Below are 21,439 nucleotides of genomic sequence, written 5' to 3' on the forward strand. Positions count from 1 at the left end.
CGGACACGAACATGAAGATCAAGAGCATCAAGGCCTATCATGTCGTCCAGCCCTTCGTGGACGGACCTTACCGCATGTCCAAGGGGCGCGTTGCCGACTGCTTCGACGCGGTGATCGTCGCCATCACGTCGGACAGCGGCGTGACCGGATGGGGCGAGATGGCGCCGCTCGGCAATTTCTATTCGGCCGCGTTTCCGGCGGGAACACGCACGGGCGTGCCGGAGATCGCGCCGCATCTCATCGGCCAGGATCCGCGCGGGCTGGCCGGCATCGGCCGGCTGATGGACACGGTGTTCAAGGGCCATCCCTACATCAAGTCCGCGCTCAACATGGCGTGCTGGGATCTGGCCGCCCGTGCGGCCGACGTGCCTCTGGTGACGATGCTCGGCGGGCGCGAGAGCGACATGGCGGAGACCTACCGGGTCGTCACCCACGGCACGCTCGACCAGATGGCGGCGCTGGCCAAGCGGATCATCGCCGAAGGGTGCCGGCGCCTGCAGGTCAAGGTCGGCGGCAATGTGCATGACGACATCGAGCGGGTCGCGGCGGTGGCCGCCGCCGTGCCGAAGGGCACGGTGATCTTCTGCGACGCCAATGCCGGCTGGACGCCTTACCAGGCGCGGCAGTTCGCCGACGCCACGCGCGGCATCGACTACACGTTCGAGCAGCCCTGCACGACCATCGAGGAGAACATGTCGGTGCGCCGCATGCTCGACAAGCCGATGGTGCTGGACGAATCCGTCACTTCGCTGGGCGAGATGCTGGAGATCCACCGCAGGGGTGCCGCCGACGGTTTGACGCTGAAGATTTCGCGCTTGGGCGGGGTGACGCAGACAAGGCTGATCCGCGACGTCGCTGTCGATCTCGGCTTCATGATCACGGTCGAGGATACGGGAGGCGCCGAGATCGACACCGCGGCCATGGCGCATCTGTCGCTGTCGACACCGCAAGAGCGCCGGCTGCATGCGATCGCCTTTCACGAATGGGTGAAGGTGCGCACGGCCAGGAATGCACCGCCGGTGACCGGCAGCCATATGGGCATTCCCGACGGCCCCGGCCTCGGCATCGACGTAGACCCGGGCCTGCTCGGCGAACCCTTCTTCGAGATCGGCTGAAATGAAGATCAGGCGCGTCAAGGCAACACCCATCAATTACAGGCTGGAGGCCCCTTATGTCTGGGTCTTCGGCGAGCTCGACGGCTTCTCGCCGACCATCGTCGAGGTCGAGACCGAGGACGGACTTGTCGGCATCGGCGAGGCGCCGACGCCAGGCGCGGCCGCCGTCATCAATGACGTGCTGGCGCCGAGGCTTGGCGGGCGCGACGCCTTCGACATCGCCGGAGCGGAGGAAGTCTGCCTGCCCTTCTGGAGCGGCGTGCAATCGACCAACGACCGCATCCGCATCATGGCCTTCGGCGCCATCGAGATGGCGCTGTGGGACCTGCGCGGCAAGGCCTGGAAGCAGCCGCTCTATCAGTTGCTCTGCGGCGCGGTGCGCAAGGACATTCCCTTCACCGACTATTTTTCGCTGCGCGGCGATGGAGCCAAGGTGAAAGGCGAGAAGACGCCGGAAGAAGTCGCCGACTACTGCGTCGAACTCAACGAGCGCCACGGCACGACCTTCTTCGAGGGCAAGTTCTCGACGCACGATCCGAAGGTTTCGCTGAAGATGGTCGAGCTCATCCGCAAGAAGCTTGGCGACGATGCGATGATCCGCATCGATTCCAACCAGGCCTATTCGCTGGCGACCGCCAGGCAGTTGGCGCGGCCGCTGGAAGAGCTCGGCGTGCGCAACTGGGAGGATCCGGTGGCGACCATCGAGGAGATGCGCGAGCTTCGCCGCCACACCTCGATCCCGTTCTCGACCCACAACATCGACATTGCCCGCGCCATTGAGCTGAAGGTTCCTGACGCCTTCGTCGGCAACCCGACGGCGCATGGCGGCATAAACCGGATGCTGCGCTTCGTCGGTGCCTGCGAGCACGCCGGCATCGATTACTGGTGCTACAGCGGCGACACCGGCATCGGCAGCGCCTGCTACCTGCATCTGTGCGCCGCGCTCGGCTGGATCAGGGAGCCCAACCAGTCGCTGTTTCGCATGCAGCCGATGGACATCATCGAGGAAGGCCCGTTCGCGCCGAAAAACAACGTCGTACGGGTGCCTGAAGGCCACGGCCTCGGGGTCACGCTGTCGCGGGAAGGGCTTGCCGCCTGCCATCGCGACTTCGTCGAAAACGGCCCCTGCAACAAATATCACGACCCGGAAAAGCCCGGGACCTACCGCAGATTGCCGCTGAATTAGGAGGATGTCGAAAAGCAAACAGGACTTATCGAAAAAAGGGCGGCCACGGGGCGCCTGGCCGATAGACAATCCATCAAGAAAATCTGACTTTTCCGCCCCAAGGAGCGGATGGACCGGTCGGAACCGCATGCTACTGTACATCGACCGATACCGAGTGCCTGGACCGGAGAACTCCACGGAACTCGTCTACTGGAATGCACCCGCCAACCATAACAACTGGGGAAAGGGCTTAGACCCATGAGCAAGAACTATCGCATTCTCGATCTGATCCGGCGCGGCCGGACGCCACTCGAAAACCACCTCATCGACGGGCTGATCGACGGCCGCATCAGCCGCCGCGAATTCGTGCGCCACGGCAGCCTGCTCGGCCTGTCGCTGCCGCTGCTCGGCCGCATCGGCATGGCCGCCGGCTTCGGCGCGGCACCCTCGCTCGCTCGCGCCGGCGCGCCCGGCGCCACCATCCGCGTCGGCAGCAGCGTGCCGGCAGCGGCGATCGACCCGGTCACCATCGCCGACGCCGGTGGCCTGCTCGTCATGCAACAGGTCGCGGAATTCCTCTGCGTCGACGGTCCGGACCTCGTTCTGAAGCCGGCACTGGCGGAAAGCTGGTCGCCGAACACCGACGGCACGGTGTGGACCTTCAAGCTGCGCAAGGGCGTGAAATTCCACTCGGGCGGCGAGATGAAGGCCGACGACGTGGTGGCCAGCATCGACCGGCTCGCCGATCCGGCAAACTCGTCCAACGCGCTGTCGGTATTCACAGGTATCCTGCAGAAGGGCGCCTCGAAGAAGGTCGATGACTACACCGTCGAATTCCACCTCGATGCGCCGAACGGCAACTTCCCCTACATGCTGTCCTCCGACAACTACAACGCCGTCATCATCCCGGCGAGCTACAAGGGCGGCTACGAGCAGAGCTTCGACGGCACCGGGCCGTTCAAGCTCGAAAAATACACGCCCAAGGTCGGCGCCTCCTTCGTGCGCAACGACGATTACTGGGGCGAAAAGGCTCTGCCGGACCGCACCGAATTCACCTTCTTCACCGACATCCAGCCGCAGATCCTGGCGCTGCAGGGCGGCCAGATCGACATCATCAACCAGATGCCGGTGCTGGCGGGCGTCGCGGTGCTGAACGATCCGAATGTCGACGTCATCAGCCTGAAGTCGTCCGCGCATCAGCAGCTGCATATGCATTGCGACGAGGGCCCGACCAAGGACGCTCGCGTGCGCCGCGCCATCGCGCTCTGCCTCGACCGTGAAAAGCTCGCCGCCGGCCTGATGAAAGGGCGTTCGGCACTCGGCAACGATAGCCCATTCGCCCCTGTCTACCCTTCGACCGACACCAGCGTGCCGCAACGCAAGCAGGACATCGCCCAGGCCAAGCAACTGATGGAAGCGGCGGGCGCCGGCCAGGGCTTCAAGATGACGCTCACCACCGAGCGCTATCTGGAAATCCCGGAATACGCCCAGCTCATCCAGAACTGGGTCAAGGAAATTGGCATCGAGCTTGAGCTCAACATCTTGGACCAGAGCGCCTATTATGGCGATGCCGTGTTCGGCAAGTCGAACTGGCTGGATTCGGCGATGGGCATCACCGATTACGGCCACCGCGGCGTGCCCAACGTCTATCTGGCGGCACCCTTGAAGAGCGACGGCACCTGGAATGCCGCCCACTTCAAGAACAAGGACTACGACCAGATGGCGGCGAGCTATATCGCGGCCCTCGACCTCGAGGCGCAGAAGGCCACCGCCGGCAAGATCCAGAAGCTGCTGCTCGAGGAAACGCCGGTCATCTTCGGTTATTTCTACGACTACCTGACGGCGACGGCGAAAGGCGTGGCGGGCGTGCAGCCCACCGCCATGTCGCAGTTGTTCCTCGAGAAGGCGTCGAAAGGCTGAGCATGAGGCAAGCATAGATCCCGCACCGCCAGTCTCGAAGGGGGCTGGCGGTTCGCGGCCGGTCGGAGCAGGGCGACAAGGCACCCTGCCCCGACCGTCGTGGCTGGATGATGCGTCCCATGGGAACCGCAACCCTGCTCACCACCATGCATTGGGGGACGTACGAGATCCGCGCCGAGAACGGCCGGCTCGTCGGCGTCGAGCCGTGGAGCGGCGATCCCGATCCGTCGCCGATCGGCCGATCGATGCTCGGCACGGTGCAAGGCGAGCTGCGCGTCGCCCGCCCGGCCATCAGGCGCGGCTGGCTGGGGGGAGACAGGTCCAGCCCGGCAAGCCGGCGAAGCGACGAGCCCTTCGTGGAAGTGTCCTGGGAAATCGCGCTGGACATCGTGGCGGCTGAGCTGGAGCGCGTTCGCTCGACGCATGGCAACAGCGCGATCTATGCGGGCTCGTATGGATGGGCGAGCGCCGGGCGCTTCCACCATGCGCAGGGCCAGGTCCACCGCTTCCTCAACACGATCGGCGGCTATACCGGCTCGGTGCTGAGTTATTCCTATGGCGCGGCCGAGATGATCCTGCCGCATGTGCTGGGCAGCACCGACGCGCTGACCGGCAACCACACCACCTGGGACGGAATCGAAGAACATGCCAAGCTGATCGTCGCCTTCGGCGGGCTGCCATGGCGCAACACGCAGGTGCAGGGCGGCGGCTCGGCGCGGCACGAGGCGTCGGCGGCCTTGCGCAACGCCGTCGCCAATGGCGCACGGTTGATCAATGTCTCGCCGGTGCGCGACGACGCGCCGCGCGGCGTCGACACCGAATGGCTGCCGCTGCGGCCGAACAGCGACACCGCCGTGATGCTGGCGCTTTGCCATGCGCTGATCGGCAAGGGTCTGCACGACGAAGCGTTCCTCGCACGCTATTGCACCGGCTTCGTCATCGTGCGCGCCTATCTCATGGGCGAAAGCGACGGCCAGCCGAAGGATCCGGCCTGGGCGGCGAAACTCAGTGGCGTCGACGCGGCGACGATCGAAGCACTCGCCGGGGAGATGGCCGCCAAGCGCACTATGCTGATGGTCAGCTGGTCGCTGCAGCGCGCCGATCATGGCGAGCAGCCCTATTGGGCGGCGATCACGCTTGCCGCGCTGCTCGGCCAGATCGGACTGCCGGGCGGCGGCATCGGCTTCGGCTATTCCTCGACCAACGGCGCCGGCAGGCCAGAGATGGGATTCCGCTGGCCTTCGGTGCCGCAGGGCAAGAATGCCGTGGCGCATTTCATCCCTGTCGCGCGCATGGCCGACATGCTGCTCAATCCAGGCGGATCGTTCGACTTCAACGGCGCTGCGCTGACCTATCCCGACATCAGGCTCGTCTACTGGGCCGGCGGCAATCCGTTCCACCACCACCAGGATCTCAACCGACTGGTCGAGGCCTGGCGGCGGCCCGAGACGGTGATCGTCAACGAGCAATTCTGGACGGCGACGGCGCGTCATGCCGACATCGTGCTGCCGGTGACGACAGCGCTGGAGCGCAACGACCTCGCCTTCTCGAACCGTGAAAACCTGATCGTCGCCATGAAGCAGGCGATCGAGCCGTTCGAAGAGGCGCGCGACGATTTTGCCATCTTCGCCGATTTGGCAGTGCGGCTCGGCACGAGCGATGCCTTCACCGAAGGGCGCGGCGCCGACGAATGGATCCGGTATCTCTACGGCCAAGCCGTGGAGAATGCCGGCGCGGCCGGTGTGAAGATGCCGCCCTTCGACCGGTTCTGGCAGGACGGCCATGCCGAGCTTGCGCGCTCGGTGACGTCGCAGACCTTCCTTGGCGCCTTCCGGGCCGATCCGGAGCGGCATCCCTTGGCGACGCCGTCCGGACGCATCGAGCTTTTCTCGGCGACGGTCGAGTCGTTCGGCTATGACGACTGCCCCGGCCACGCCGTATGGCGCGAGCCGCGGGAGTGGCTGGGCAATGCCGGCCTGGCGGAGAATTTTCCGCTGCATCTCTTGTCGCCGCAGCCGGCCGACAAGCTGCACAGCCAGTACGACCATGGGTCAGTCAGCCGGGCGAACAAGGTCGCGGGCCGCGCGCCGCTGCTGATCAATCGCGAGGACGCGACGGCACGCGGCATCGTGGACGGCGCGGTGGTCAAAGTTTTCAACGATCGCGGATCGTGCCTCGCCGGCGCCGTGCTCACCGACAATCTGATCCCCGGCGTGGTGCAGTTGCCGACCGGCGCCTGGTTCGATCCGGCCCGGCCGGGCGAGCCGGAGGGCCTCGAAAAGCACGGCAATCCGAATGTGCTGACGCCCGATCGCGGCACGTCGCGGCTTGCGCAATCGCCGACCTGCAATTCGACGCTGGTTCAGGTGTCGCGGTTTACGGGAGCCGTTCCGCCCGTGACAGCCTTCGATCCGCCTGCCACTATGAGCTTGTCCGATGCATCCGGCTCGGCTGGCGCAAAGGTCTTTTGTAAGGAGACGCTGCCATTCTAGCTTTCCTCGTCCGGCGCCTGGCACTGTCGCTCGTCACGCTGTTCCTGCTCAGCGTCATGGTGTTTCTTGGCGGCCAGGTGCTGCCTGGCAATGTCGGGCGGGCCATTCTGGGGCCGTTCGCCGACCAGCGCGCGGTGGATGCGCTGAACCATTCGCTCGGCGTCGACCGGCCGCTGCTCGTCCAATATGGCAGCTGGATCTGGAATTTTCTCCACGGCGACATGGGCACCTCCTATGTCTTCCGCGCGCCGGTGGCGCCGTTCGTCGTCGATGCCTTGGGCAATTCGATGAAGCTGGCGCTGGTCGCCTTCGTGCTGGTGGTGCCGATCGGCATCCTGGGCGGGGTGATCGCCGCGCTCAATTTCAACCGGCCGCTCGACCGCATCATCAGCCTCGGCGGCCTGTCGGTCACGGTACTGCCGGAATTCGTCACCGGCATCATCCTGATCCTGATCTTCGGGGTGTGGCTGCGCTGGCTGCCGATCGCCGCCGCCTGGCCGAAAGGCGCCGGCTTCTTCACCCAGCTCTACTACCTGATCCTGCCCTCGCTGCCGCTGTTTTTGGTGCTGTTCGGCTATATCGCGCGCATGGCGCGCTCCGGCATGATCGAGGCGCTCGATTCCGACTATACGCGCACCGCGGTTCTCAAGGGCCTGCCGTGGCGCACGGTGATCTGGCGCCATGTGCTGCGCAACGCGCTGTTGCCGACCATCACGGTGATCGCCACCCAGACCGGCTATCTCATCGGCGGCCTGGTCGTGATCGAGACGCTGTTCCGCTACCAGGGCATCGGCTCGCTGATCTTCACCGCCGCGCGCGGCAAGGACTTCCCGATGCTCGAAGCCGGCATCCTCACCATCGGCATCGTCTATGCGGTGGCGACCTTGATCGCCGACTTTCTCTATTCCGTGCTCAATCCGCGCATCCGGCTGGGAGCAGAGCAATGAGCGCGACAGATACACCTGTCAGCCTGCCGACGCCCGACACCGCACAGCGCAGCCCTTGGGGCGAAGTGCTGCATTCGCTCTCCAGGTCCGGCACCTTCCTGACCGGGCTTTTCATCCTGTTGTTCTGGGTCGTCTGCGCGCTGTTCGGCCAGCACTTCGTCCCCTACGACCCGCTGGCAAGCGACATCATCAACGCCCTCACGCCGCCGGCGGCCGATCACTGGTTCGGCACCGACCAGCTCGGCCGCGACGTGTTCTCGCGCGTCATCGTCGGCTCGCGCGACATCCTGACGGTGGCGCCGCTGGCCACCATCCTTGCGACCATCGCCGGCACCGCGCTCGGCCTCGTCATCGGCTATTTCCGCGGCATCGTCGACGACATCGTCAGCCGCGTGCTCGAAGCCTTCATGGCGATCCCGGTGGTCATCATCGCGCTGCTCGCCATCGTCGCGCTCGGCACGTCCAAGATCACCGTCATCGTCGTCATCGGCCTGAGCTTCGCGCCGATCATCGCCCGCACCGTGCGCTCGGCGGTGCTGGCCGAACGCGAGCTCGACTATGTGGCCGCGGCAAAGCTGCGCCACGAGGGCGCGCTGCACACCATGTTCGTCGAGATCCTGCCCAACGTCATCCCGCCGATCCTGGTCGAGACGACGGTGCGGCTGGGCTACGCCATCTTCGCGGTGGCCACGCTTTCCTTCATGGGCTTCGGCATCCAGCCGCCCTCGCCCGACTGGGGCCTGTCGATTTCCTCCAATTACGGCATGATCGGCGGCGGCTTCTGGTGGACGGTGCTGTTCGATGCCCTGGCCATCGCCTCGCTGGTGATCGGCGTCAACCTGGTGGCCGACGGCGTGCATGGAGCGTTCAATGACTGAGCCTAGCCAAGCCGCCAACGCGCTCGAGCTGAAGGACCTTTCGGTCGCCTATCGCGTCGGCCGCCGCAACCGGGCGGTGCTGCGCAACGTCAACCTGACCATCGGGGCCGGCGAAGCCTACGGGCTGGTCGGTGAATCCGGCTGCGGCAAATCCACCGTGGCACTTTCGGTGGTGCGCTATCTGCCGCGCAACGGCTCCATCACCGGCGGCTCGATCGCGCTCGACGGCAAGGATGTGATGAAGCTCGACGCGGAAGCGCTCAGGCGCGCCCGCGCGGACAGCGTGTCGATGGTCTACCAGGATCCCGGCAAGGCGCTGAACCCGTCGCTGCGCATCGGCCGCCAGCTGACCGAGATTTTCGAGCTTACCGGCGTCACCGGACAGGCGGCGCAAGACAAGGCGCTCGCCATGCTGAACCGGGTGCGCATCTCCGATCCGGCCAGCGTCATGCAGCGCTATCCGCATCAGCTTTCCGGCGGCATGCAGCAGCGCGTGGCGATCGCCATGGCCTTGGCCAACGACCCCTCGATGCTGATCCTCGACGAGCCGACGACAGGCCTCGACGCCACGGTCGAAGCGGAAGTGCTCGACCTGATCGGGCAGTTGCGGCGCGAGCTGTCGGCCTCGATCCTGTTCATCAGCCACAACCTCGCCGTCGTCTCCAACATGTGCGACCGCGTCGGCGTGCTCTATGCCGGCATGCTGGTCGAGGAAGGCTCGACCAAGGACGTCTTCAACGATCCGCGCCATCCTTACACGGTGGCGCTGCTGCGCTGCCTGCCGCGCGGCGGCCAGCGCAAGGACCAGGGCCGGCTCGACACCATTCCGGGCTTCCTGCCCGGCATCGGCGCCACCATCACGGGCTGCGCCTTCGCCGACCGCTGCGCTTTGGCCACCGAACGCTGCCGCGCCGAGCCGCCGCCGCTCTACGAGCTCGGCGATCGCCGCCTGTCGCGCTGCCACTATCACGACCAGGCGCAGTCGCTGCCGCGCGCCACGCCCGCCGAGATCGCTGCCATCCCGCCGAAGCAGGCGCCGCCGGTGCTGCAGGTCGAGGGGCTGAACAAGACCTATGCCAGCCACGGTCGCCCGCTGCGGGCGGTGAAGGACGTCTCGGTCAGCCTGAGGCCCGGCGAGACCCTTGGCCTGGTCGGCGAATCCGGCAGCGGCAAGACCACCTTCGCCAGGCTCCTGCTCGGCCTCGTCGCACCGGACGACGGCGGCTCGATCGAGCTCGAGGGCAAGCAGTTGGCGCCGCGGCTCGCCAGCCGCTCGGAAGACCAGGTCAAGGCAGTGCAGATCGTCTTCCAGAATCCGGACTCGGCGCTCAACCGCTCGCATTCGATCCGGCATATATTGAGCCGAGCCCTGAAGCGGCTGGGCGGGCTCAGCGGCAAGACGCTGGATACACGCCTGGAAGAGCTCGTCCGCTCGGTGCGGCTCACCGACCGGCATCTCGCGGTCAAGCCGCGCCAGTTGTCGGGCGGGCTGAAGCAGCGCGTGGCGATCGCGCGCGCCTTCGCCGGCGATCCGCGCATCGTCGTGTGCGACGAGCCGACCTCGGCGCTCGACGTCTCGGTGCAGGCGGCGATCCTCAACCTTCTGGCCGACCTGCAGTCGAGGCAGGATGTTAGCTACATCTTCATCTCGCACGACCTTGGCGTGGTGCGCTATCTCTCCGACAAGATCGCCGTGCTCTATCTTGGCCGCATCATGGAGTTCGGGCCGTCGGAGGCGGTCTTTTCCGGCCCGCACCATCCCTACACCGAAGCGCTGCTGTCGGCGGTTCCAAAACTCGACCGCACCGAGAGCTCGCGCATCCGTCTCGACGGCGAGATCCCAAGCGCGGCCAACCCGCCGACGGGCTGCGTCTTCCATACGCGCTGCCCACGCAAGATCGGCGCCATCTGCGAGACGCAGGAGCCTGACCTCACCGAGGCCCAGCCAGGCCACACGATCCGCTGCCATATCCCCTTCGCGGAATTGGCACGGCTGCAGAGGTCAAAGACCGTGGAGACGGCCTGACGGCAATCAGGGCACCGGCACATCCGCCATGCTGAGGGCGCGGTCGCCCTCGGCAAAGCCGCTTGCGTTCGACCAGTCCCTTACCAGCATGCGGAGGCCTTTCAGCGCAATGTCGAGAGCATCGGACGATGCCGGATTGGCGGGATAGGCAAGATAGATCGGGCGCTGGAACACCGGCGTGCCCTCCACGCGCTTCAACTCGCCGCGCTCGATATGCGAGCTGACCGCGCTGAGCGGCAAGTAAGCGGCCGCCTTCTGCGACAGGACGTGCTGCAGGCCGATGAACACCAGCCCGGCCGAGATCGCCGGCTTCACCATCCCGGCAAAGGCACGGTCGTGCTCGATACGGAACTCCAGCCCCCAGTCCATCAGGATGTAGTTGTCGGTCCACGATCCTGGCTGCTCGGCGTGCTGGACGAGAACCACCTGGTCGACGGCCAAGGTCTCATAGACGATGCCCGGATGCGGCTTCGGCAGATAGAGGATGCAGATGTCGAGCAAGCCCTCGGCGATCTGGTCGACCGCCAGATCCGGGAAACTGCCTTCCAGCCTGAGCGCCACATTCGGCCGCTTCGCGCGCATCCAGGCGATCCAGGGCGAAGTGATGCTGTCCCAGAGGTAGGCGGGCGCGGTCAGCCTCAGCAATGTCTCGTAGCCATCGGGAACGGCGATGTCCTGGCGCGATTGCTCCCAGGTGCGGGTGATCGTCGAGGCATGCGGCAGGAACTGCCGGCCGGCCGGCGACAGCGTGACGCCGTCACTATCGCGAACGAACAGCTTGCGACCCAACTGTTCCTCGAGGCCGCGAATGCGCGCGCTGACGGTGGACTGGGCGAGGTTCAGCCGATGAGCGGCGACGGTGAAGCTGCCATGCGCCGCGACCTCCAGGAAACTGCGCAGATTCTCAGTGTCCATGGTTCCTCGCCTTTCAGTGTACCGCCATCGAAAATTCCGATGGCTCCAATCAAAAAATATCGCTTTCCGGTCGCGGTCAACAGTGGCCTAAATGCCAAAGCCCCCCGCGACAAACAAGGAATGCCGCCATGCCGAAGCATTTCAGGACGATCGACGCCGCTCGCAAAACCCTCGGTGCAATCGAAAATTCCGCTGTCGACGAATTGCTCGCCGGCAGGATCGGCCGGCGCGAATTCCTGCGCCATGGCAGCGTGCTCGGCCTGTCGCTGCCTTTCCTCGGCGGCATCGCTTCGGCGATCGGCCTCGGCGCTCCGCAAGCGCGCGCCGAAGGCAAGCCAGGCGGCACGGTGCGCGCCGGCGTCGCGGTGCCGGGCGGCGCCATCGATCCCGTCACCTTCTATGACAGCGGCAGCTATCAGCTGGTTTTCCAGACGGCCGAGTTCCTGTGCGTGACGCAGCCCGACCTGACGCTGAAGCCGGTGCTGGCCGAAAGCTGGTCGCCCAACGCCGATGGCAGCGTGTGGACCTTCAAGCTGCGCAAGGACGTGAAATTCCACAATGGCGAGGCTTTTAAAGCCGACGACGTCGTGGCGACCTTCGATCGCCTTGCCGACCCGAACGGCACGTCCAACGCTCTGTCGGTGTTCAAGGGCCTGCTGTCGAAGGGCGGCACGCGCAAGGTCGACGACCATACGGTCGAATTCCATCTCGACGCGCCGAACGGCAGCTTCCCCTATTCGGTGTCGATCGACAATTACAACGCCGTCATCCTGCCGGCGAGCTACAAGGGCGATTACGAGAAGACCTTCGAAGGCACCGGTCCGTTCCGGCTCGAAAGCTACACGCCGAAGGTCGGCGCCAGCTTCGTGCGCAATCCCGACTATTGGGGCGAGAAAGCGCTGCCCGACCGGCTCGAGTTCAAGTTCTATGCCGACGTGCAGCCGCGCATCCTGGCGCTGCAGGCGGGCGAGGTCGACGTTCTCGACGCGATCCCGCTCGACGTCAGCCAGGTGGTGCTGGGCAATCCCGACATCACCGTGCTGCGCGTCGCCTCGACCGCGCATCGCCAGCTCCACATGCGCTGCGACATGGCGCCCTTCACCGACAAGCGCGTGCGCCAGGCGCTGGCCTTGTGCATTGACCGCTCCCAACTGGTCGACGGACTCTGCCGCGGCATGGCCGCGACCGGCAATGACAGCCCGTTCGCGCCGGCCTTCCCGGTCACCGACAAGTCGGTGCCGCAGCGTACCAAGGACATCGCGAAGGCCAAGCAGCTGATGGAAGCGGCGGGCCTGGCCAACGGCTTCGACATGACGCTGACGACGCTACGCTATTCCGACATCCCCGGCTACGCGCAACTGTTCCAGAACTTCGCCAAGGAGATCGGCGCCCGCATCTCGCTCAACATCGAGGATCAGGACAAATATTACGGCAAGGCGGTGTTCGGCCAGTCGGACTGGCTGGACAGCCCGCTCGGCATCACCGACTACGCGCATCGCAGCGTGCCGAACGTCTTCCTGAAGAGCCCTTTGGTCAGCGATGGTCCGTGGAACGCGGCGCATTTCAAGAACGCGACCTATGACGGCATGGTCGCCAGCTATTTGAAGGCGCTCGACCTCGACTCCCAGCGCAAGGCCGCTTCCGACATCCAGAAGCTGCTGCTGGACGAGACGCCTGTGATCTTCAGCTATTTCCCGGACCTTCTGGTGCCGGTGCGCAAGAATGTCAGCGGCCTGCCGCCGATCGCGGCCGGGCTGCTGCTCGATCGCGTATCGGTGGCGTCATGACCATGGTTGCGCGAAAGAACCCGGCGGCAAACGACGAGAAGAGGACGACGACCATTCGCAAGCCCCATCTGCGCGGCCGCGGGCCGCATTTCCCGGTGCTCGACACGATCGTGCAGTACGAGTTCGAGCCGGGCTATGTCGCCTTCACCATGCCCTCGCCCAAACGGATCAGGGTGCAGATCGGGCCGATGATCGTCGCCGATACCACCAAGGCGCTGGTGTTCCAGGAGAGCGACCATCTGCCGGTATACTACTTCCCGATGAGCGACGTGCGGGAAGAGTTCCTGCTGCCGAGCCGGACGACCACGGAAGATCCGTTCAAGGGCGTCGCCACGCATTACTCGCTGAATACCGGCATCACGCTGGTCGAGGACGGCGCCTGGCGCTACCTCGACCCCGTCAAGGGCTGTCCGCCGATCGGCGATTACATCTCTTTCTACTGGCCGAAGATGACCCACTGGTATGAAGAGGACGAAGAGATCTTCGTGCACGCCCGCGATCCGTTCCGCCGCGTCGACTGCCTGCCTTCATCGCGGCGCGTGCAGGTGATCCTCGACGGCGAGCAGGTGGCCGATTCGCGGCGCGGTGTGTTCCTGTTCGAGACCGGCCATCCGGTGCGGCATTATCTGCCGATCTCGGACACGCGGCTCGATATGTTTTCGCCCAGCCGCTACATCTCGCGCTGCCCCTACAAGGGCATCTCCAACTATTACCATGTGACGACGCCGAAGAAGCGACACGAGAATCTGGTCTGGCATTATCCAGAGCCGGTGCACGAGGCCGAGCGGATCAAGGGGCTGGTCTGCTTCCACCATGAGCTGGTCGACAAGATCCTGGTCGACGGCGTCGAGATCCCGAAGGAAGCGACGGCGGCATCGGACGGCTATTTCTGAACCGCGAGGCGGCCCGCCCACAGGACCGCTTGATCGGGGCATAATTCAGCGCATACCTTCCCTGCGGTCAGGGAGGGCTAACAATGGATCTCTTCAAGCTGAGTGGTGACGTCGCGCTGGTCACCGGCGCAGGCAGCGGAATCGGCCAGGCTATCGCGATCGGGCTGGCCGAAGCAGGCGCCGACGTCGCTTGTTTCGGCCATGCGTCCAAGGGCGGGCTTGAAGAGACCGCTCACAGAATCACAGCACTTGGCCGCAAAGCGCTGGCGCTGAGCGGCACGGTTACCTCCGACAGCGACCTCGCGACGGCGATCGATCGCGTTGAGGCTGAACTCGGCGCGCTGACCGTCGCCGTCAACAATGCCGGCATCGCCGGCTCCGACCCTGCCGAGACATTGTCGCTGGAGACGTGGCGCAAGATTCACGATGTCAACGTGGCGGGCGTGTTCTTGTCCTGCCAAGCTGAAGCGCGCAAGATGCTGACGCGGCAAAGAGGCTCCATCATCAACATCGCCTCGATGTCGGGCACAATCGTCAACCGGGGACTGACGCAGGCGCATTACAATTCCTCCAAGGCCGCCGTCATCCACATGTCGAAGAGCCTCGCCATGGAGTGGGCCGATCGCGGCCTGCGCGTCAATGTCATCAGCCCCGGCTACACGTTGACGCCGATGAACAAACGGCCCGAGGTGGCGGAAGAAGTGAAGGTTTTCAAACGCGACACGCCCATGGGTCGCATGGCGGCGCCGGAGGAAATGGTTGGACCGACCGTGTTCCTGGCCAGCCGCGCGTCCAGCTTCGTGACCGGCCTCGACCTGATCGTCGATGGCGGCTACGTCTGCTGGTAGATCGTGTGGGGTGTCCCGAGAGACACCCCACACATTTTGATTTCACATCGGGAGCGTTGGCGTGAGCGCGCCGTCCTACTCGGCCGCGACCCCTTTCACCTCGAGATAGCTCTCCATGGAATCGTCCAACGCCTGCAGCCAGGGCGTATGATGGACCGGCGCCATGGTGCCGGTCATCAGCGAGCGGTAGGCATTGTCGCGGAAGGTCATGATATTTTCCATCTTGTGGTGCTCCCACTCCATGAAGGTGCGGTTGACCGCCTCGACGTCGAAGCCCGGATAGTCGGTCTGGTCCATCAGTTCCTTGGTGTAGTCGCCCTGGAACCAGATCATCTGCTCGGCATCCTCGAGCGTCTCTTCGCGCGCGCGCCACTTGGCGCCGTGCTCGGCCATCGCCTGGGCCGACGGCAGCTTGATGCGGCCCATGATGACGTCGCGTGCGTACCAGGCCTGCGCGTCGAACATGTTGAAGGTGTAGAACTGGTCCTGCATGCCGATGTAGAAAAGCTTCGGGTTCTTCTCCCAGACAACGCCTTCGTAGAGATCGAGCGGCCACATGCGGTTGGCGGTCTTGAGCTTGAGGTCGTCGGTGAGGAACGGGAAGGAATGCAGGTAGCCGGTGCACAGGATGATGGCGTCGACATCCTTGGTGGTGCCGTCCTTGAAATGCGCCGTTTTGCCGACGACCTTCTGCAGCAGCGGCACTTCCTTCCAGTTCTCCGGCCATTTGAAGCCCATCGGCTTGGAGCGGTAGCTGGAGGTGATCGATTTGGCGCCGTATTTGTAGCATTGCGAACCGATATCCTCGGCCGAGTAGGAACGCCCGATGATGAGGATGTCCTTGCCCTTGAACTCCATGGCGTCGCGGAAATCATGGCTGTGCAGGATGCGGCCGTTGAAGGTCAGGAAGCCTTCGAAGAACGGCACGTTGGGCACCGAGAAATGGCCTGAGGCGACGACGACGTTGTCGAACTCTTCAGAGTAGGTCACGTCGCTGCTGCGGTCATGCGCGGTGACGGTGAATTTCTTGGTGTCGTCGGAATAGGTCACCATGCGCACCGGGCTGTTGAAGCGCACCCAGTCGCGCAGGCCCGATTTCTCGACGCGGCCCTTGATGTAATCCCACAGTACGGCGCGCGGCGGATAGGAGGCGATCGGCCGGCCGAAATGCTCCTCGAACGTGTAGTCGGCGAATTCGAGGCATTCCTTCGGGCCGTTCGACCACAGATAGCGGTACATCGAGCCATGCACCGGATCGCCATGTTCGTCGAGGCCGGTGCGCCAGGTGTAGTTCCACAGGCCGCCCCAGTCGCTCTGCTTTTCGAAACAGACGATTTCCGGGATCTCGGCGCCCTTGTCGGCAGCCGACTTGAAGGCCCTTAGCTGCGCCAGACCGGACGGTCCGGCGCCGATGACGGCAACACGAGATTTCATTGCGGGCCTCCTCTTTTTTGATTTCCCCAGCGAAACAAATTTCACTCACAGTGACAGTAATTGGGTCTTCGGTGCTGTCAACAAACATCTGCGGCAACGACGTTTGCGTGAAACGGTTTTTGTGCGCAAAAGCCGTGGCGTTCGCGTCCCAGCCATCGGTCCCCAGCGACACTTGTCGGCTTGCTGTCGCGGTTGCGCTCTTGTATCGCCACCGAATATGTTCACCTTGAGTGAAATAAATCCGCGAGAGTCGGGGGCGACATGGCGAACAAGAATTCCGGCACTAGATCCACCGATGCGGCAGCGAAGGGCAAGGCGCCGTCGAAGCGCGTTTCGGCGGCCGGGCGCACGATACGCGCGCCGTTGACGCAGAATCCGCACGCCATCCGCGACACGCGCGAGAAGGTGCTGGAGGTGGCGATCGGCCACGAGGTTCGCGCGTTCCGCAAGAAGCTCGGCATCACCGTCGCCGATCTCGCCACGGCAACAGACATTTCGCTCGGCATGCTGTCGAAGATCGAGAACGGCATCACCTCGCCATCGCTGACGACATTGCAGGCGCTGTCGCGGGCGCTGGGCGTTCCGGTGACCGCCTTCTTCCGCCGTTTCGAGGAAGAGCACAGCGCTGTCTTCGTCAAGGCCGGCGAAGGCGTCGACGTCGAGCGGCGCGGCACGCGCGCCGGCCACCAGTATAATCTGCTCGGCCACATCGGCGCCAACACCAGCGGCGTCGTCGTCGAGCCCTATCTCATCACGCTCACCGAGAATTCGGACGTGTTCCCGACCTTCCAGCATGCCGGCATGGAGTTCCTCTACATGCTCGAGGGCGAGGTCGTTTACCGGCACGGCAACAATCTCTATCCGATGAAGCCGGGCGACAGCCTGTTCTTCGACGCCGACGCGCCGCACGGACCGGAAGAGCTGACGCAGCTTCCGATGCGATATCTGTCGATCATCTGCTATCCGCAGAACAGGGCCGGGTGATTGGCTGATCTCGCCCTTACCGCGCTCGTCATTCTAGGGCGAAGCAGGGAGCGAAGCGACGCGCGCAGACCCTAGAATCCATGCCGCGACGCTAAAGCGTTGCAACGGTTACGGAATTCCGCGCACTTGCACCCTACACCCGAGGTCACGGCATGGATACTCGGGTCAAGCCCGAGTATGACGACGTCATGGGGGTTTCGGCCAATCTCCAACGTCGGCGCCGGGGCGCCCAAGGCGGAGATCAGCGGTTCAATCCGGCCCGAATCCCGGTGACGTCGGGCTGCCGTCGTCGAGCTTGGACAGCCAGTCGACCAGCGTCGGCCGATACCGCGTCAGGCCCTTGTAGGTGGCGAGCTCTTCCGGCAGGTCGCGGATGACGCGGTGCAGGCGGCGCGCCCATTTCGGCTGCGTCACCAGCTCGTCCATCTTGATCAGGTAGCAGCGGATCGGGAAGACGATGCCGTTGGAGCGCGGCAGACGCCAGAAGCTCTGCAATTCGACGCGCAGATGCACCTTGTCGCCGACATTCTCGGGCGTGACCGTGGCGCGGTCCGGACCCCATTTGTGATAATTCTCAGGGCTGGTGTCGAGGCGCGGATTGATGGTCATCGTCCAGTTGAGGCGCCTGGCCGGCTTGCCCTGCTGGATGTTGGTGAGGAATTTCAGCGCGCGGGTGAAGATGCCCTTCTCATGCGCCAACGGCACGGGTGCGTGCCATTCGAAGAAATTCATGCCGATGTCGAAGTCGAGCGACCAGTCGGCCTGGGTGGTGACCATGCCGGCATCCATCCACAGATTGCCGTCGCGCTGGTCGAGGATGCAGAAATCGCCCTGGCTCTGCCGGGTGATGTATTCCATCGGTCCATAGGGCAGCGTCGAGGTGTCGCCGAAGGTGAAGGTGTCGTCGATGCCGAGGGGACGGTTGATCCAGCGCCAGCGGTCGCCGTTTCGCTCCAGTGTGAAATGCTCGGGATATCCCAGCGCCTGCTGCTCCATCAGAAGCTCGAGCAGGTCCCAGCCGGCCAGCGTCATGTGCGGCAGCGACTGGCAGCGCAGCGGATCCTCGGCCAGCACCAGCGCGCGGTCCTGCATCTCGGCGACATAGTGCTCGTCGACGTCGATCAGGTTTTCGAGCACGCTGCCCTTCGGCCCGACGACATGCGGCTCGATGTTGACCGCATACATGTAGGCATCTTCGTTGAACGGGAACGGAAAGCGCCTGATGTGCTCCGGGCTGTTCTTGAAGGTGAAGTCGTCGCGAAAAGTTTCCTTGCGAAAGGTGATACCCATTGACGCCTCCTATCTTTCCAGGACCAGCGACTTGCCCTCGAAGCGCGAGACGCAAGGCATGATCTTGCAGCCGGAACGGTGATCTTCCTCGCTCAGCCAGTGATCGTTGTGGATGAACTTGCCGTCGGACGAGATCACATTGGTCTCGCATTGGCCGCAGACGCCGCCGCGGCACAGATAAGGCGGATCGACGCCGGCTGCCTCTATGGCTTCGAGCAGGCTCTGCTGCTCGCCGACACGGATCGTCTTGCCGCTGACGGCCAGGGTCACGTCGAACGGCGCGCCGGGCTGCGGGGCCGCGAAATGCTCGAAATGCACGGTCTCCGGCGGCCAGCCGAGGCTTGCCGCGCGATCACGCACCCAGTTGATCATGCCGGCCGGGCCGCAGACATAGAGATGCGTGCCGAGCGGCTGCGAGGACAAGAGCCGCTCGATATCGATGCGCTCCTCGCGGTCGTCGTGATAGAGCCTGACCCGGTTGCCGTAGCGCTCTCGGAGCACATCGGCATAGGTGCCGAGCGAAGCGGTGCGGCAGGTGTAGTGCAATTCGAAATTGCCGCCGGCCCCTGCCAGTTGCGCGGTCTGCGCCATGAAGGGTGTGATGCCGATGCCGCCAGCCAGCATCAGGTGTTTTTTTGCTCTCAGATCGAGCGAGAACAGGTTCACGGGATAGCTTATCACCATCTCCAGGCCAGGCTTGACGGACCTATGCATGAACAGCGAGCCGCCGCGGCCGACATCGTCGCGCCGGATCGAAATCGTGTATTCGCGCGTATCGAGCGGCGAGCCCATCAGCGAATAGGGATTGAGCCTGGTGCGATCGCCGTCGCGCATCTCGACCACGACATGGGCGCCGCCGGAAAAGGTCGGCAGCAGCTGGCCGTCGCGGCGGCGGAAATGGAAGCGGGTGACGAGATCGTTGACCGGAACGACGTCGCTGACGACGACGTCGAGCTTGGTGGTGCCGGTGCTCATGGGAAGGCTTCCTCCATCGGAGGAATCTCGGAGCGATCCTCGGCGTTGATGCACACGCCCTGGAAGGCGGCGAGGCGCCGCGAATAGTGATCGCGCACCAGAAGCAGCAGGCCGCAATGCGAACAAGTGGCCGGCTGCGTGGTTACATTCTCGGTGATGCCCTTGCAGTGCACGCACTGCATGCGCCGCGCCAGCGAGCCGCGATGCTCGGTCTCAATCGAGGTGTGGTCGATGCCGGCTTCGAGGGCGGCCTGCATGGCCTGGCCGATCAGGCCCTCGGTGCCGGCAAGATAGAGGCGCAACCCCATATGGGCGTTGGTCAGCGTCTGCCTGAGCCGCGGCAGGAGGCTGGCGAAGGACGGCGGCAGATGGAGCTGGGCCGGCCTCAGCGCCTCAAGCGCCGAGATGTGCTTGCCCTCGGAGTCGGGAATAAAGACGATCTCGGCTCCGTCGAAGAAGCCGGGCGGAGCCTTGCCGGCCATGTTCGTTATCGCGAGCGCGCCTTCTGCGTCGGCGATGAAAAGATGATGCTTGCCGGGCTGCGGAGAGAGCGTTCCGTAAATGGGCCGGCTGATGATCGTCTTGGCTGCCATTCTTTCCTTCGTGCCCCGAAATCCCTCCCCCTTGATGATGCCTCAGCCCTTGGCGGTCCGCTTGGTCTTTTTCGGATCGTCGAACGGCAAGGGCTGCGCCGTCGCCTTGATGGAGCCGCTCTTGTTGCGGATCTCGAGCTTGGTGTCCTTGACGGCGCAGTCGACATCGAGGCGCGCGATGCCCATCGATTTCTCGACCAGCGGCGAATACATGGCGCAAGTGACCACGCCGACCTTTTTGCCGTCGCGGTAGACAGGCGCGCCTTCGTCGGCCGGCTCCTTGCCGTCGAGCAGGACACCATAGATCTTGAAGCGCTCCTTGCCCTTCAGCCGATAGTGTTCCTCGGCACCGCGGAAGCCGGTCTTGCCGGGGCTGACGGTGAAGTCGAGGCCGAGTTCCCACAGCGTGTCGCCGGGGCCTTCGTTCTCGAACGGATACCTTTGGGAATTATCGTAGGGGTAGAAGAGCAGGTAGCTCTCGACGCGCAGCATGTCGAGCGTGGTGAAGCGGCACGGAATGATGCCGGCGCTCTTGCCTTCCTCGAGGATCCTATCCCAGATCGTGCCGGCATCCTGGCCGCGGCAGAAGATCTCGTAGCCGCGCTCGCCGGTGTAGCCGGTGCGCGAGATCATCACCGGGAAACCGAAGAGCTGCGTGTGCATATGATGGAAGTAGTTGAGATCGCGGATGCCGGGCACGTGCTTGGCAAGATAGTCGACGGCGGTCGGTCCCTGCAGCGACAGGTCATGCAGATTGTCGTCGAAGCGCAGCGAGACATCGCGGCCTATCGCCGCGCGCTGCAGTTCCTCGTGTCCGGTGCCGGAGCCGTGCACGACCATCCAGGAGTTCGGGCTGATGCGGTAGAGGATGCAGTCGTCGGTGAATTTTCCGGCTTCGTTCAACATGCAGGCATAGGCCGACTTGCCTGGATAGATCTTTTCGACGTCGCGCGTCGTGGCGAGGTCGATGAGATGCGAGGCGTGCGGCCCGGTGATGTGGACCTTCTTAAGGCCGGAGACGTCCATGAGCCCGGCCTTGGTGCGGATCGCGACATATTCCGCGTCGGCATCCTTGTCGTAAGTCCAGGCGGTACCCATGCCGCTCCAGTCCTCGAGTTTCGAGCCGAGCGCGCGATGGCGATCCGCCAGGGTCGAGAATCTCCAGGATGCCGTCATC

Annotated in this window: 17 protein-coding genes; 11 read left to right on the top strand and 6 right to left on the bottom strand. The window is 64.4% G+C overall.

Going from position 1 to position 21,439, the window contains the following annotated elements; all coding sequences use genetic code 11:
* Positions 1 to 11 precede the first annotated feature (11 nt).
* The 7 genes from FJ414_RS14765 (at position 12) to FJ414_RS14795 (ending at position 10,543) form a co-directional block, all read left to right on the top strand.
* On the top strand, positions 12 to 1,115 hold the full coding sequence (locus tag FJ414_RS14765) for a mandelate racemase/muconate lactonizing enzyme family protein (protein WP_140645105.1): 1,104 nt from the start codon (positions 12 to 14) through the stop codon (positions 1,113 to 1,115).
* Position 1,116: 1 nt separating this feature from the next.
* On the top strand, positions 1,117 to 2,301 hold the full coding sequence (locus tag FJ414_RS14770) for a mandelate racemase/muconate lactonizing enzyme family protein (RefSeq protein WP_140645106.1): 1,185 nt from the start codon (positions 1,117 to 1,119) through the stop codon (positions 2,299 to 2,301).
* Between the two features lie 237 nt (positions 2,302 to 2,538).
* A complete protein-coding gene (locus FJ414_RS14775; RefSeq protein ID WP_140645107.1) occupies positions 2,539 to 4,200 on the top strand; it encodes an ABC transporter substrate-binding protein in 1,662 nt (553 codons plus the stop codon).
* A 119-nt stretch (positions 4,201 to 4,319) separates the two neighbouring features.
* Complete coding sequence (locus FJ414_RS14780; protein WP_140645108.1) at positions 4,320 to 6,692, top strand: molybdopterin guanine dinucleotide-containing S/N-oxide reductase; 2,373 nt, start codon at positions 4,320 to 4,322, stop codon at positions 6,690 to 6,692.
* Between the two features lie 56 nt (positions 6,693 to 6,748).
* Positions 6,749 to 7,639 (top strand): ABC transporter permease, encoded by an 891-nt coding sequence (locus FJ414_RS14785; protein WP_246672030.1) that lies wholly within the window; start codon positions 6,749 to 6,751, stop codon positions 7,637 to 7,639.
* Positions 7,636 to 8,517: an ABC transporter permease gene (locus FJ414_RS14790; protein ID WP_140645110.1), complete on the top strand. Its 882-nt coding sequence runs from the start codon at positions 7,636 to 7,638 to the stop codon at positions 8,515 to 8,517. The genes FJ414_RS14785 and FJ414_RS14790 overlap by 4 nt, the downstream gene beginning before the upstream one ends.
* Positions 8,510 to 10,543, top strand: a complete 2,034-nt coding sequence (locus tag FJ414_RS14795; protein WP_140645111.1) for an ABC transporter ATP-binding protein — start codon at positions 8,510 to 8,512, stop codon at positions 10,541 to 10,543. Before FJ414_RS14790 ends, FJ414_RS14795 begins: the two co-directional genes overlap by 8 nt.
* Before the next feature lie 6 nt (positions 10,544 to 10,549).
* On the opposite strand, the gene FJ414_RS14800 is transcribed toward FJ414_RS14795, so the two are convergent.
* Positions 10,550 to 11,458 carry a LysR family transcriptional regulator gene (locus tag FJ414_RS14800; RefSeq protein ID WP_140645112.1) on the bottom strand — a complete coding sequence of 303 codons (909 nt, stop codon included), beginning with the start codon at positions 11,456 to 11,458 and terminating at the stop codon, positions 10,550 to 10,552.
* Between the two features lie 128 nt (positions 11,459 to 11,586).
* Here FJ414_RS14800 and FJ414_RS14805 point away from each other — a divergent pair, with 128 nt between their 5' ends.
* From FJ414_RS14805 to FJ414_RS14815, 3 genes are all read left to right on the top strand, one after another.
* On the top strand, positions 11,587 to 13,245 hold the full coding sequence (locus tag FJ414_RS14805) for an ABC transporter substrate-binding protein (protein WP_140645113.1): 1,659 nt from the start codon (positions 11,587 to 11,589) through the stop codon (positions 13,243 to 13,245).
* A gap of 2 nt (positions 13,246 to 13,247) precedes the next feature.
* The gene (locus FJ414_RS14810) at positions 13,248 to 14,138 is read left to right on the top strand and encodes a DUF427 domain-containing protein (RefSeq protein WP_140645143.1); all 891 of its coding nucleotides are present in this window, start codon (positions 13,248 to 13,250) and stop codon (positions 14,136 to 14,138) included.
* 83 nt (positions 14,139 to 14,221) lie between these two features.
* On the top strand, positions 14,222 to 14,986 hold the full coding sequence (locus FJ414_RS14815; RefSeq protein ID WP_140645114.1) for an SDR family oxidoreductase: 765 nt from the start codon (positions 14,222 to 14,224) through the stop codon (positions 14,984 to 14,986).
* Between the two features lie 75 nt (positions 14,987 to 15,061).
* On the opposite strand, the gene FJ414_RS14820 is transcribed toward FJ414_RS14815, so the two are convergent.
* Positions 15,062 to 16,420 (bottom strand): NAD(P)/FAD-dependent oxidoreductase, encoded by a 1,359-nt coding sequence (locus FJ414_RS14820; RefSeq protein WP_140645115.1) that lies wholly within the window; start codon positions 16,418 to 16,420, stop codon positions 15,062 to 15,064.
* Between the two features lie 261 nt (positions 16,421 to 16,681).
* Here FJ414_RS14820 and FJ414_RS14825 point away from each other — a divergent pair, with 261 nt between their 5' ends.
* Positions 16,682 to 17,404 carry an XRE family transcriptional regulator gene (locus FJ414_RS14825; protein ID WP_140645116.1) on the top strand — a complete coding sequence of 241 codons (723 nt, stop codon included), beginning with the start codon at positions 16,682 to 16,684 and terminating at the stop codon, positions 17,402 to 17,404.
* Positions 17,405 to 17,653: 249 nt separating this feature from the next.
* On the opposite strand, the gene FJ414_RS14830 is transcribed toward FJ414_RS14825, so the two are convergent.
* Genes FJ414_RS14830 through FJ414_RS14845 form a run of 4 tightly spaced genes read right to left on the bottom strand, consistent with a single transcriptional unit; the run spans position 17,654 to position 21,438 of the window.
* On the bottom strand, positions 17,654 to 18,694 hold the full coding sequence (locus FJ414_RS14830; RefSeq protein WP_140645117.1) for a DUF3445 domain-containing protein: 1,041 nt from the start codon (positions 18,692 to 18,694) through the stop codon (positions 17,654 to 17,656).
* Positions 18,695 to 18,703: 9 nt separating this feature from the next.
* Positions 18,704 to 19,669 (bottom strand): PDR/VanB family oxidoreductase, encoded by a 966-nt coding sequence (locus FJ414_RS14835; protein ID WP_140645118.1) that lies wholly within the window; start codon positions 19,667 to 19,669, stop codon positions 18,704 to 18,706.
* Complete coding sequence (locus FJ414_RS14840; RefSeq protein ID WP_140645119.1) at positions 19,666 to 20,262, bottom strand: dimethylamine monooxygenase subunit DmmA family protein; 597 nt, start codon at positions 20,260 to 20,262, stop codon at positions 19,666 to 19,668. Before FJ414_RS14840 ends, FJ414_RS14835 begins: the two co-directional genes overlap by 4 nt.
* A gap of 42 nt (positions 20,263 to 20,304) precedes the next feature.
* Positions 20,305 to 21,438: an aminomethyltransferase family protein gene (locus FJ414_RS14845; protein WP_140645120.1), complete on the bottom strand. Its 1,134-nt coding sequence runs from the start codon at positions 21,436 to 21,438 to the stop codon at positions 20,305 to 20,307.
* Position 21,439: the final 1 nt, after the last annotated feature.

Source organism: Mesorhizobium sp. B3-1-6, assembly GCF_006439555.1.
Lineage (GTDB): Bacteria > Pseudomonadota > Alphaproteobacteria > Rhizobiales > Rhizobiaceae > Mesorhizobium.